Below are 13,014 nucleotides of genomic sequence, written 5' to 3' on the forward strand. Positions count from 1 at the left end.
CGTCACATGACTGTCTGACGGACAGGCGGGGCGGATCAGTGGAGCCAGGCCATCCCGTAGCCGTAGCCCTCGCGGAGCCGGCTGAACCGGGAGCTCACCTCGCCGTGGGCGTCCGGTGGCAGGGGATGCTCGCCGGCCGTGCCGTCCTCGAGGTCGAGGTAGTTCACCTCGTCGAGCCGCCACACCGCGGACGGCCGCCGCCGGGGGTGGAACCGGACCCGTACGCTGCCGGTCTCGCAGGGGTTGAGCGGCACGATCGCGTAGTGGTTCCAGGTCGGCTGGCCCGGTGGCAGCACCACGCGGAGCCAGATCTCGTGCTCCTGGTCGGTCGCGACCGTGCCCGGCAGGGCCAGATCGACCCGGTAGTAGTTGCGTTCGGGCTGGTGCTCGACCCGGGTCACCTTCGTCACCCGGGCCCCGAAGAGCGCGTCGACGACCAGCTCGCCGCGTACCTCACCGGGTGGCGTCCGGGGCAGGCCCAGGCGCACGGTGACCTCGTCCAGGTCGCGGGTGGCGACGATGCGGCGCATCTCGTACAGCTCGGGGGTGGGGGTGTCCAGCCGGAAGAGGGCGCTGAGGGAGGTGGCCCGCCAGCCCGGCCCGGTGCCGGCCTCGAGCGTGCCGGCGCCGAAGCCCGCGGCCGCGGTCACCATCTCGTGCAGGGCGCGGTCCATCAGCCGGCGGGCGGTCCGGGGCGCGCAGCTCTGCAGCTCGGCCAGTTGGCCGACGCGTTCCTGCAGGGTCGGGTAGCGGTGGTCCCGGTCGATGGCGAAGGCCAGCCGGGCGGCTTGCCGAAGGTCGGGCGGCAGGTCGGTCAGCAGGCGTTCCAGCAGGGTGACGACCTTGTGCCGGACCCGGAGGTCGTGGTCGGAGGCCAGCACGCCGCTGAGGGCGCGCAGACCCGGGCCGAGCTCGGCGCCGATGCCGGGGCGCTCGACGCCGCGCCGGTTGCGCAGCGCCATCAGTTCCTCGTGGAGGCCGGCATCGTCGGGCATGGAACCTCCTGGCGTCGTCACGATGAGTCGACGTTAGAGCAACGCAGCGCAGTGTTGCGAGCCAAGTGAGTTCCGTTGCGGTTACGCAGAGTGTCATGTGTGGCCAATATCGGGCCAGGAATTAGGACAGTGATCGGCCCGATGTGGGCCTGAGCAGGCGAGAGCATTTCCTGGTGCTCCTTCATCAATGTGTACAGCCAGTGACGGCATAGAACACCAAACGGGTTAGGCCGGTGGTACCGCGCCGGTACCGGGCCGGATCGGTTCCCGGCCCGCGTGGCCATTTCCCCCCTTGTGGGGTGGTTTCGCGGCCGTCTGCTTTCGACACTCCCTCTAGCGCCTCGCGCTGCTTACTGTGCGACAAATAAGGACAAGACATGACCGTTACGGTTTACGCCGATGCGCGGGTCACGGACGTACGGCACCTGGCCGCCACGGCCCGGCTGGCCGCCACGATGCTGGCCGGCGACGCCGCCGCCCGCCGCCGTCTGCGCGCGGCGATCTACGCCGTCGTCCACCCGATCGTCTTCGCCGTGGTCACCCGCAAGGTCGAGATCCGCCGCAGCCACCGGGCCTGCCTGCGGGGCGTCCGGCATCTGACCGCCGCCTGTCTGGACGCGTTCCAGGACGACGTCGACGCCGTGATCGATCACCTGCTCGCCTCGCGCACCGAGATCGACGACCTGGACGCCTGGCTGGCCCACTGGGCGCCCCGGGCCGCGGTGGACGCCCACCGCCGACGGCGCGGCGAGCGTGGCGCCCTGCAGCGGCCGCGGATGACCAAGGCGCTGGCCGAGGGGCTGGGCCACGACCGGTGGCTGCTCGAGCTGGCCCTGCAGATCCTGACCTGGGTCGGTGTCCCGGCGAACGCCGGCCGGTCGGTGTGGCCGCTCGACGCGTGGGCCCACCGCCGCTGCGTGATCACCGGTGACTACGAGGGCAGCACCCCGCGGGTGGTCGAGGCCGAGGTCGGGGCCGTGCTGGCGGTCATGCGGCGGCGCCCCGACTGGTACGAGGCCCACGTGGAACGCCCGCTCGGCCGCAAGGACGCCCCCCTGGCCCCGCCGCCGGGCGACAACGCCACCGACCCGCGCCCGTTGCGCGCCGCCGAACCGGACGAGCTCGACGACGCCCACGCCAGTGATCTGGCCTCGGTCGCGCTGGCGGCGATCGAGGCCAGGCTGCGCGCCGGCGTGGACCCCGAGACCGCGGTCTCAGGCGTGCTTGTCGCGCTCTTCCTCGACGGGAACGGGGCCGAGCTGATCGACCGGGCCCCCGGCGCCGGCCAGGCCGGCGACGAACGCCTGCGGGCCGTGCTCGGCGACCGGGCCGCTGTGCGGCGGCTGGCCGACACCGTACTCAAGATCCTGCAGGAGGGCCCGGCGGTCGGCCAGCACGGCGGCTAGGTCGCCGGGCCCGGCCCCCGCCCCGGCGGCCCGGCGCAGCGCGGTCCGCAGCTCGGCCTCCAGCACCTGCTGGATGAGCACCCGTTGCTCGGGAGTCAATTCCACGGCGGCCCATCTCCTCACGACCGGTGCGCCAACGCTGTCATCCTGCTCTGGCGGACTGCCGGCCCGCTGCCCCACCCCGGTGACCGGTCCGTCAGGGAAACGTGTGACCACGGGAACGCCTTCGGATGATTCTCACCGGGTCGGCGCCATCATCTGGGCGGCGGCCGCGGCCGGCGGTGGCGACCTGGACCCGGCCCTGGCGGACTTCCCCCGGTTGCCGGCCGGGACGCCGGGCCGTCCGGGCCTGGCCGCCGCGCTCGTGCACGCGATCGTCCGCCGCGAGCCCCACCTGGTCGCCTCGCGGATGCGGGTGCTGGACGATCTGGTCGCGGTGGCCGACCTGGATCCGCCCCCGGCGGCCCAGTGGCGCCCGCTGCGGGCCACGGCCCGCGCGCTGGCCCTGGGCATGGCCGCGGCGGACGGCCGGCTGCGCGACTACCGGGCCGCGCTCGCCGAAGTGGACGGGCTCGCCACCGACGCGGCCGCCGACCGGGCCCTGGCCGCGCTGATCGACTCGGCCCGGCTCGGCCTGGAGATGGCCCGGGCCACCGCCGAGGGCGACACGGCCGCCTTCACCGACCTGATGGACCGGGCTCAAGGGCTCGGTGACCGGGTACGGGGGTCGGGCGCGCCGGACGGCGAGGGGATGGCCGACCTACTGGCCGCGATGCGCGAGCTGATGGCGGCCCAGCACCGCGGCGACGACCTGACCCCGCTGATCGCCCGCATCCGGGACGGCGCCGGCCGGCTCACGCCCGGTCATCCGGTCCGGGCCGCCGCCGAGGAGGCCCTGACCGGGATCGAGCACCTGCTCTCCGGGGGCGGGCCGGGCGGCCCGGACGCGCGGCAGGACCTGCTCGACCGCGATCCGTCGATGGGACTGGCCGTGATCGGCATGGCCGAACTGGCCGACGAGACCGACCCCGGCCGGATCGCCGAGTCGGTCGGCACGCTGCGGGAGGCGCTGGCCGGCCTCGAGCCCGGCCATCCGCGCCGGGCGCTGCACCTGGCCGCGCTCGCCCTCGCCCTCTTCCGGCAGGCCGAGGTCACCAACCGGGTGGGCGCTCTGCCCGAGGCCGAGCGCCTGCTCGTCGAGGCGGTGGAGCTGTCCGGCGGGGACCGCGACCTCAATTCCATCTGGTACGCCGAGATGCTCGCCGACATCCGGTACCGGCTCGGCCGTCCGGCCGGGCACGGCGAGGCGGTCGACGCGATGCGCGCCTACCTCTGGAACGTGCTCGCCCAGCCCGACCTGCGCTCGGCGGCCATCGCCGCCCGGGACGCGGCGGAGAGCGCCGTCGGCATCGCCCGCAAGTGCCTGCGGGCCAACGACCCGGCCGAGGCCGTACGGGCCCTCGACTCCGGCCGCGGGCTGGCGCTGTTCGCGGCCACCGAGATGCGGGGCATCGCCGGGCGGCTCAGCCGGGCCGGGCACGACGACTTGGCCGCCCGGTGGCGCGCGGCGCTGGCCGGCGGGGCGGGCGTGGATCGGCGGCTGCGCCGCGAGGTGCTCGACGCGCTCGCCGGCGACGGCCTGCGCTGGGCCGTCACCGACCCGCCGGCGCCCGGGGAGGTCGGCGCGGCGCTGCGCCGGGTCGAGGCCGACGCGCTGGTCTACCTGGTGCCGGCCGACGGCGTGGTCCCGGGCTACGCGATCGTGGTGTCGGCGCGGGGCGAGGTGAGCTACAGCGCGCTGCCCGAGCTGCGGTTGGACGCCGCCCCGGATCTGGACGCCTATCTGGCCGCGCTGCCCCGCGACATGTCCGCGGTGGACTCTCCGGCGCCGCCGCTGGGCGGGCGCCTGGACGCGCTCTGCGACTGGGCCTGGCGGGCCGCGATGGGCAAGATCTATCGGGGCCATCTGGCCCGGTTGACCCCGCCGGGGCGGCCGCCGCGGGTGGTGCTGGTGCCGATGGGCGTGCTGGCCCGGGTGCCCTGGCATGCGGCCCGGCGGCGCGACGGCACGTACGCCGTGCAGCTGATGGCCATCTCCCAGGCCGCCTCGGCCCGGCTCTTCTGCTTCTCGGCCGGGCTCGCCGCCGTACGGCCGGAGCCGTTGGGTTTGATCGTCGGTGATCCCGCCGCCGACCTGCCGTTCGCGCGCGCCGAGGCGTACGGCGTCCATCGCTCTTTCTATCTCGGCGCCCGCTATGCCGGGCGCCGGCCGGACGGATCGCACGGGCACGCCGGCGCCGGCACCCGCAAGGACGTCCGGCAGTGGCTGGCCTCGACCGGCCCGGGCGCGGGGTCGATGCTGCACCTGGCCTGCCACGGCGTGGTCGCGGCGGACCAGGCCGACCCCCGGTCATACCTCGCGCTGGCCGACGGTGAGCTGGAGGCGGCCGAGCTCGGTGGGCTGCTCGACCGGCCGCTCGGCCTGGTGGTGCTGTCGGCCTGCAGCACCGGGCGCGAGGTGACGGGCTACGACGAGGCGTACAGCCTGGGCACGGCCTTTCTGGCCGCCGGGGTGCGGTCGGTGCTGTCGACGCAATGGCGGATCCCGGACGACGGCACGGCGGCCATGATGTACGCGTTCCACCGCGGCCTGATGACCGGCGGGCTGACGCCGTGGGCGGCGCTGCGCAACGCCCAGCTGTGGATGCTCGACCCGCGCCGCCGGGTCTGGCCGGACATGCCGCCGGCGTTGCGCGAGCAGGCCGAGCGGGCGGATGCGAGCGCGGTCGTGAACTGGGCCGGCTTCGTGCATTGGGGACAGTGATGGACCATTTACGGGCCGAGGTGGCCGGGCATCGAGGCAGAGCGCGGACCGGGCCCCTGCTCCGGCTGGGCCAGGCGCTCAGCGACCGGTATTGGCGGGCCGGGCCCGGGCAGCCGGCGGCCCGGGCCTACCTGGACGAGATCATCGAGGTGCTGACCGAGGCCTACGGCTACTTCGAGGCGGCGGACGCCTGGCGGGGGCAGGTCGCCGCGATGCTGGGCCAGCAGCACGCGATCCGGGCGCTGGCCCACGCCGGCCCCGACGAGGACCGGGTGAAGGCGATCCCGCTGCTGGAGGAGGGGCTGGCCTTCGAGCGCCTGCCACCGGCGCTCATGCTGCCCAGCCTGATGATGCTCGGCCAGGTGCACCTGATGCCCGCCGCCCTCATCGGCGGCTCGCCGGCCGGCATCCGCCGCGCCGTCGACCGCGCCGAGGACTGTTTCCGGCAGGCACTGGCCGCGCCGCAACTGGGCAGCGAGGTCACCCAAGGGATCCGGACCATGCTGGAGATGGTCGAGATCCTGCGCGGCCTCGCCGGGGTGAGCGATCCGGCCAAGATGCTGAAGTCGGTTCAGCGGCTGCGCGACGTTCAGAAGTCCGGCTCACCCATCGTGCTGTCGCCCCTGCAAGGCGACCTGCTGGCCCAGCTCGATCCGCTGGACCGGCCGGTGGCGGTGGTCGACGTCCCCTCGGCGGCCACCCCGGCCCCGGTTTCTACGCGCCGGCCGATTCCCGAGCCGGACGTCGGCGACGCGCGCCGGGCCTTGCGGGTACTCCTTCCGCACCCGCAGGACCCGGTCGCCTCCGCGCAGGCGCTGCTGCACGACACCCCGGCCCGGTCCCGCACCGACGAGCTGGTCGCGCTGACCGTCGCCATCGCCGCCCGGGAGCCGGACGACGGCCCGAATCAGCTGCTGCTCGCCGTCGCCCTGCGGCACCGGTCCCGGATCGGGCCGGGCGGCTGGCCCGGCGCCGACGACCTGACCGCGGCCCGGCAGGCACTGCGCACGGCGATCGACCTTCTGCAGCCCCTCGACGCGCTCACCGACAGCGTGACCAGAGAGCTCAGCCAAGAACTTCGGGCGTGAAGCGCAGCTGCTCACTCGTTGAGAGCAGCCCGGGCCGCGCTGATGTCCTCGTGACCGTGGCCGGCCTGCACCGCCGCCTTCCACTGCTTCGACAGGGTGGCCAGGAGGGGCAGGCGGTCGTCGCCGGCCGCGCTCAGGGCCAGGTCGACGTCCTTCAGGGCCCACTGCAGCGGGAACTCGGGCGCGTAGTCGCCCTCCTCCATCTTGTGCAGCTTGGCGTCGGCGATCGGGGCGTCCAGCGGCCCGCCCTCGATCGCCTCGGCCAGCCGAGCCGGGTCGATACCCAGGTGGGTGGCGAGCTCGGTCGCCTCGGCCACGCCTTGGATCAAAATCGCCATGTACGCGTTGACGGCCAGTTTCATTGCCGTCCCCTGCCCGGCCGCCCCGAGCCACAGGGTCCGCCGCCCGATGGCGTCGAAGGCGGGCCGCACCAACGCCTCCGCCCGCTCCGGCCCCGACGCCAGAATGAGCAGCTCCCCGGCCGTCGCGGGTCCTTTGCTGCCGGACACTGGAGCATCCACGAACGACACGTCCGCCCGCAGCCCCGCAACCCGCTCGACGAGCCGTGCCGTCGCCTCGAGCCCGATCGTCCCCATCTGCGCCCACACCGCATCCGGCCCCAGCGCCTCGACCACCCCGCCGTCCACCACCACCGACTCGATCACCTCAGCCGTGGGCAGCATCGTGATGACCACCGACGCCCCGTCTGCCGCCTCCCTTGGCGACGCCGCCACCGTCGCCCCCGCCTCGCCCAGCGGCGCAGTGGCCTCCGGCGACCGATCCCAGACCGCCGTCGAAAGCCCCGCCCCCACCAGGTTGCGGACCATCGCCGCCCCCATGATCCCGGTGCCCAGCACAGCAACCCCGCCACTCATGATCGTCTCCCGTCACCCGAGGCTTTGGTAACTGCTACCCACCGCCCTCCCCGGCATACCAAGCTCAGGCCCGCCAGGCCGCCACGACGTCCTCCGGCCCCCACACGACGTCGACGGCCTCGGCGGGCAGGTCAGCGCCGGACCGCGAAACGGCGACCAGGCCGGTCTCCGAAGCGTCGAAGCCGGGGACCTGACGAGCGCCTTCCTGGAGCTGATGCAGGTCATGGCGGTCGAAGGGTGTGCCCAGCCACTTCACGGAGCCGCAGAAGTGGATCCGCGAGGCCACCGGTCCCCGGTCCGCCCCGACCAGGTCCACCTCGGGATTGAACTGCCGGTTCCACCAGCCGCCGACCACCTGGGCTTCCGGCCACGGAAGGACGCCGCCGAGCGCGGCCTCTTCCAGTGACGTACGGATCAACGGTTCTACGGCCCGGCCGCGCCAGCTGCTCCAGCGGTTCTGGAAGACCTTGTATCCGCTGTCGGGGCGACCCCTCCGAGCCAGGTTCTGGACGTCACGCAGGATTGCGAGATAGAGACGAAGGTTACTGTCCGAAACCCGGTACAAGGTCGGCTTGCCACCGGCGATCGACAGCGGTTCGTCAGCGATCAGCGCCTGTTTGTCGTCGGTAAGCTGCCGCAGCAATGGCGACAGGGTTCCGGAGCTGATAGGCCCGGTCCGACCACCGGCGGTACCCGCGATGTTCCCGTAGGTGCGAGCATCTCCGCCCACCGCTTCGAAGACACGCCGGGCGATGTCCGGGTTGGGAAACTCGGACGCCAGGGACTGCTCAGGCACTGTGAACAGTGTTGAGTTGGGGTCGACGCTTTGGTGGCGAAGATACTCGTCGGCGGGAGTCCCGGACGGCCAGCGCAGCAGGATCCCGGGCAGCCCGCCAGTGATCAGATGCGCGTCGATGGCATCCGATCCGGACAGGCCGGTCGTCGCAGCCGTCTCGGCCAGGTTCAGCGGCCCCAGAACGAAGTTGTCGGCACGGCCGTAAAACGGCCGGTCATACGCGCTGAGTCGCTGCATCATGTGCAAGTCGCTGCCGAGTAGAAGCAGCAGGACTGGACGATGTGACAGCAGCCGGTCCCACACCACCTGCAGGTGCCCGTCGAACGTGTCGTCTTGTTCGGCGAGCCAGGGCAACTCGTCTAGCACGACGATGCACGGACGGTCCGGCAGGGCCCCGGCCAGAATCCTCAACATGTCGCCCCAGCCGCCGGCCGGTGGTGCGCTCGGAAGCAGCGCGTGGTCGTTGGGAAGATCCGACTCGGTCAGCGCCTGCAGCAGTTGGGTCGTCGACTCATTGATCGAAGCGCCCTTGACCGCGGTGAAGTAAAGGTAGGGAAAGCCCGATTTGTCGCACAGTTCTTGCACCAGGCGGGACTTGCCGACTTGGCGCCGGCCGCGCAAAGCCACCGCGATACCTGAGCCAGTTTGCGTGACATGGTCGATTCGTCGACCCAAAAGGGCCAGTTCAGTGCTTCGGCCGACGAACATGGACGCCTCCTCGGTAGATGTCATCTAGGTAGATCGGATCTACGTAGATGGCATCTACCTTATCGCGATGCTCCATGATTCGAGCGTTACGCCGCTGATCGTTGTGGTGGCGTGGCGTGTGGTGGCGCTGGGGTAGACCAAGCCGGCGTGCGTGACGCCGAGGCGGTGGGCGTAGGTGAAGAGCTGGTAGATCTCGTCGGTGGAGGGGATGGCGCGCCACGGGCGGTACTTGGCGTCGTAGACGGCGGCCGGGGTGCCGTTCTCGAGGATGACGAAGTCGGCGCGGGCGGTGGGCTCGGCGCGGTCGTCGGTCAGGGGGATGCGGTGCTGCGGGGAGACGGCGGCGCCCGGCGTCCGGGCTCTCAGCCACTGCTCGACGTGGTTCTCCCAGATCTTCGTCATGTTGAACAGGACGCTCACCCCGGCGACGCCGGAGCCCACGGGCAGCGTGGTGCGGTCGTCGAGGATCAGGCGGGACAGGGCGTGCAGGTCGCGGTAGCGGGCCGGCACCATCCCGACGTCCGGGAGCCGCCCGGTCAGGTCGGGGAAGTCGCGGAAGACGGGTAGCAGAGCGCGCAGCCGGTCGGTGAGCTGCAGCGCGCACAGCCGCCGGAGCGCGGTCGCCACAAGGCGGTTCAGCGGCACGTCCGGGGTGAGCCGGTTGGCCGTGGTGGCGAGCCGGTCGGGGCGCCCGGCGTGTACCCGGAGGTGGACGGCCGGCGCCGGCACGCCAGGGTAGGGCGGCCGGGTGAACGACCGCCGCTGGTACGCCTTCACGAGTCCCTGGCCGGCGACGAGCTCGGCCTGGCGGGCGAAGGCCAGGGCGATCAGGTCCATCAGGCTGCGGCCGCCGGCGCCGGGCGTCGCCGCCTCCTCGAGCAGCGTGGCCCGCCGGCCCAGGCCGAGCAGGGTGGCCAGGTCGTGGAAGGGGAACCGGCATCCGATGTCCACCACCCGGCCGCTGGGCAGCGCGAAACGGCCGACGTAGGGGCCGGGCTGGATCTCGTACGTCCCGGGGGTGGTTGTCGGAGCGAGTCGCTCGATGACCCGGGGTCGCCCGCCACCGGCGGCGCCGCGGGTCATCCGGGCCAGCTCACCGGCCTCGGCGGCGGTCAGCTCGGCGGTCGTCGTCGCGTACTCGGTCAGGTGGAGCACCTCAGGTCAGTTCTCCGATCAGAGCGCGCACGTCGGCGTCCAGGGTGGACAGCTCGGCGGGCCGCTCGAACCAGTACTCGGCAAGGTAGGGCCGTAGCTGGTAGGTCCAGATGCGTTCGGCCGCGGCCGCGTCGAGGGCCTCGGTCATCCAGTACGAATGCCCGGGGCTGACCGGCGCATCCGGGCCGACCCGCTCGCGGATGAGCCGGAAGACGCCCAAGGCCAGCTCGGCGTTGGCCACCGAGCGGCTCTCGGCCCAGCCCCTCAGCACGGCATCGTCGGGCAGCAGCGGGAAGGCGTTGAAGCGTCGCCGCAGCGCGAAGTCGAGCATGGCCAGGCTGCGGTCGGCGGTATTCATCGTGCCCAGCAGGAAGACGTTGCGGGGCACGGAGAAGCGGCGCTGCGAGTACGGCAGCCGCACCTCGGTGCCGCGGTATTCGAGCAGGTACAGCAGCTCGCCGAAGACCGCGGCCAGGTCGGCCCGGTTCATCTCGTCGATGATCATCACGAACGTCTCGTCCGGCGCCTTGACCGCGCGCTCGCACAGCCGAAGGAACAGGCCGCTGCGGACCTCGTAGCGCAGCCCGGCCTGGCCGTCGTCCGGGCGCAGGCCCTCGATGAAGTCCTCGTACGAGTAGGCCGGGTGGAACTGGGTCAGCTCGATGTGATCCGGCGAGGTCGCCAGGTGCCCGGCCAGGAGCCGGGCCACGTGGGTCTTGCCGGTGCCGGGCGGCCCGTGGAAGACGGCCTGTCGCATGCCGGTGGTCAGTGCCTCGACCCATCCATCGACCTGCTCCACCGGCAGGTAACAGGCGGCTGCCACCTGCTCCGTGGTGAACCCGCCGGGAGGATCGGAAACCACGGGCGCGGCCTCGGACGTTGCGGCCCGTTTGACGGCGGTCAGAATGGCATCGGCCTCCTGTGGCGCCACCCCGTACTGTTCGCGCCAAGCGCGGAGGTCGGCGCAGAAACGCTCGTAGTCCTCGCGGCTTCGAGCTCGATAGCCGCGGCCGGTCACCTCGGCCAGTCCGAGCATCGTGGCGTTCAGGCAGACGCCGAACCGGTCCGGGTCGCGCAGGTAGAGCAGGAAGCTCGGCAGCGACGAACCCGCGTGCGCGAAGAGCGGCCGGTCGGCGTAGATGGCGCCCAGCGTCGCCACGGCCTGATCGATCGGCTCCCGCCAGAGCCGGCCGGCCATCTCGTTGAACCGGGCGGGATCGCTGCCCAGCTTGCTCATGATGGCGCCGGTGAAGCCGGGCGTGAACCGGTCGAACCGGTTCTGCCCGGCCTTGCCGTGCCGGTTGATCATGCGGCCCAGCGCGATGATCCGCTCGGCGTCGAAGGCGCCCAGGTTCGCCTCGATGAACTGCCGGACGTCCGCCTCGGCGGCGAGCCGCGACGGCACGAACTCCGGACCGAACCTTTCACGGACTTCCTCGACAACGTCATGAAGCATGCCCGCAGTTCTAACAGAGCGTCAGCCGCGGTGGTTGGTGGGGCGGAAGTAGCGGTGGGCGGTCCAGTCGGCGAGGGTGACGCCGAGGGTGCGGGCGGCGGTGTCGGCTGTGCGGAAGTGGATGCCCAGGTAGATGCGGGCGTCGACGACGTCGGCGCGCAGGGTGGAGCCGGAGCGGTAGTGGCGGGTGGCGCCGGGGGCGGCGGTGGAGGTCAGGGTCAGGTTGAGGCGGGGGCCGACGACGTGCTCGAGGGCGCGTGAGGCGGCGGCGATGACGGCGTTGTAGCCGCTGACGTAGTCGGGGTAGTTGGGGGTGGGGATCATCGAGGTCCAGGCCGGGTCGGCCTTGGTGGCGGAGTTGCCGTCGGTGTCGGCCAGGCGGATGGCGGTGATGGGGCGCCAGTAGGCGCGGTCCAGCTTCGACTTCCACGTGGTGATGACGGCGTCGGCCACGGTCATGTCGACGGCGGCGAACATCCGGGTCGCGGCGGTGATGTCGAGGTGGCGTACGGCGGCCTGGTCGCGCAGCGCGGCGTTGATCTGAACCATGGCGTTGCCGGAGAAGAACGTCGCGAGTTCGGTCTGCGCGGCCGTGCGGGTGGTCGAGGTGGCCGAGCCGAGCGCCTTCACCTCGGCGAAGTCGCGGGCGTAGCGGCGTGAGGTGAGCGCGGGCGGCGCCGGTGGGGCGAACTGCTGGGCGCTGCGGGCGAGCAGGGGGGTCACCCCGCCGAGCCAGGGCGCGGCCATCGGCAGGTTGGCCGGCGGGGTGGGCCGCCAGATGCCGGGGGCCGGGGCTCGGGTGTACTGCACGGGCGCGTTGCGGCCGTCGTGCGCGCGCAGGGCGATCAGGTCGCGGGCCACCCGGGCGCCGTAGGCGACTCCGGCCGACTTGGCGGCGCCGTCGGGAATCTCGGCCAGGGAGGTCGCCAGCGCGTTGTCGAGCGCGGTCCTGGCGTACGGCGAGTAGGTTTCCAGGATTTTGTGCCCGGCGGCGGCCGCGGCGGCGGTGGCGGAGGCGTGCCGCGGGGCCGTGCCGTGCCGGCGGTACGGCTCGTAGCGGGGACGCAGCCCGGCCACGGCGTCATGGACGGCGGCCTGCACGAATCCCATGTAGAGGAACGTTTCCGGGCCGGTCTTGCCGGTGTCGGCGGCCAGTGTGGCGGCGGCGACCGCGTTCCAGTCGGAGACGACCGAGGCCGTGTCGGACGGCGCCGCTTGGACCGGGGTGGCGAGAACCGGCACCAGGGCGGCTGCGGCGACTCCGGCCCAAAGATAAGGGTGGGTGTGCTGATCGGTGCTCATGCGGGTGACGCTTCTCCGGTGGCCGCGGCGGGTGTCTCGGCCGGACGGCCGGTTCCGGTGATGGGAATCCGACTCCTCTGACCTCAGACGTCTCACCTGGTCACGGCGACCAGCAGGGCCAGCGGGGCGCCGGCCAGGACCGGGCCGCCGGCGAAGAAGGCCGGTCACGGGGGTGCGGCCCATGTCCAGCCGCCAGGTCAGGTCGCCGTCGCTGTCACCCGATCGGTAGCAGGTGGCGGCCGCGGCGAACCGGGCGCACTCGGCGCCGCTGAGCATGCCCCCGAGGTAGCGATGTCCGTCAATAACAGACCTTTACTTTCGTCGATATGAGTCATAGGTTGCTCGGAACGGACCGAACTTTTTACTTCTCTGAGAAAAGTCCGTAACTCGCACACCTCTATCGACTCGT

9 protein-coding genes are annotated in these 13,014 nt (G+C 72.5%); 3 read left to right on the forward strand and 6 right to left on the reverse strand.

What is annotated here, in order from left to right; translation table 11 throughout:
* Positions 1 to 35: 35 nt before the first annotated feature.
* Positions 36 to 995, reverse strand: coding sequence for a hypothetical protein (locus AB0J66_RS13045; RefSeq protein WP_364659320.1), 960 nt, complete (start codon positions 993 to 995; stop codon positions 36 to 38).
* 377 nt (positions 996 to 1,372) lie between these two features.
* On the opposite strand from AB0J66_RS13045, the gene AB0J66_RS13050 reads away from it, so the two are divergent.
* The 3 genes from AB0J66_RS13050 (at position 1,373) to AB0J66_RS13060 (ending at position 6,313) form a co-directional block, all read left to right on the forward strand.
* Positions 1,373 to 2,401: a hypothetical protein gene (locus AB0J66_RS13050; protein WP_364659322.1), complete on the forward strand. Its 1,029-nt coding sequence runs from the start codon at positions 1,373 to 1,375 to the stop codon at positions 2,399 to 2,401.
* Positions 2,402 to 2,609: 208 nt separating this feature from the next.
* Positions 2,610 to 5,225: a CHAT domain-containing protein gene (locus AB0J66_RS13055; protein WP_364659324.1), complete on the forward strand. Its 2,616-nt coding sequence runs from the start codon at positions 2,610 to 2,612 to the stop codon at positions 5,223 to 5,225.
* On the forward strand, positions 5,225 to 6,313 hold the full coding sequence (locus tag AB0J66_RS13060; RefSeq protein ID WP_364659326.1) for a hypothetical protein: 1,089 nt from the start codon (positions 5,225 to 5,227) through the stop codon (positions 6,311 to 6,313). The genes AB0J66_RS13055 and AB0J66_RS13060 overlap by 1 nt, the downstream gene beginning before the upstream one ends.
* An 11-nt stretch (positions 6,314 to 6,324) precedes the next feature.
* Here AB0J66_RS13060 and AB0J66_RS13065 read toward each other — a convergent pair whose 3' ends face one another.
* The 5 genes from AB0J66_RS13065 to AB0J66_RS13085 all read right to left on the reverse strand — a co-directional run bounded on the left by AB0J66_RS13065 (position 6,325) and on the right by AB0J66_RS13085 (position 12,605).
* Positions 6,325 to 7,188, reverse strand: a complete 864-nt coding sequence (locus AB0J66_RS13065; protein WP_364659328.1) for an NAD(P)-dependent oxidoreductase — start codon at positions 7,186 to 7,188, stop codon at positions 6,325 to 6,327.
* A gap of 64 nt (positions 7,189 to 7,252) precedes the next feature.
* Complete coding sequence (locus AB0J66_RS13070) at positions 7,253 to 8,692, reverse strand: ATP-binding protein (protein WP_364659330.1); 1,440 nt, start codon at positions 8,690 to 8,692, stop codon at positions 7,253 to 7,255.
* Positions 8,693 to 8,746: 54 nt separating this feature from the next.
* Positions 8,747 to 9,847, reverse strand: coding sequence for a hypothetical protein (locus tag AB0J66_RS13075; RefSeq protein ID WP_364659332.1), 1,101 nt, complete (start codon positions 9,845 to 9,847; stop codon positions 8,747 to 8,749).
* A gap of 1 nt (position 9,848) precedes the next feature.
* Positions 9,849 to 11,303, reverse strand: coding sequence for an AAA family ATPase (locus AB0J66_RS13080; RefSeq protein ID WP_364659334.1), 1,455 nt, complete (start codon positions 11,301 to 11,303; stop codon positions 9,849 to 9,851).
* Between the two features lie 21 nt (positions 11,304 to 11,324).
* Positions 11,325 to 12,605, reverse strand: a complete 1,281-nt coding sequence (locus AB0J66_RS13085; RefSeq protein ID WP_364659336.1) for a vanadium-dependent haloperoxidase — start codon at positions 12,603 to 12,605, stop codon at positions 11,325 to 11,327.
* Between the last annotated feature and the right edge of the window lie 409 nt (positions 12,606 to 13,014).

This window comes from Actinoplanes sp. NPDC049598, assembly GCF_040675435.1.
Taxonomy (GTDB): domain Bacteria; phylum Actinomycetota; class Actinomycetes; order Mycobacteriales; family Micromonosporaceae; genus Actinoplanes.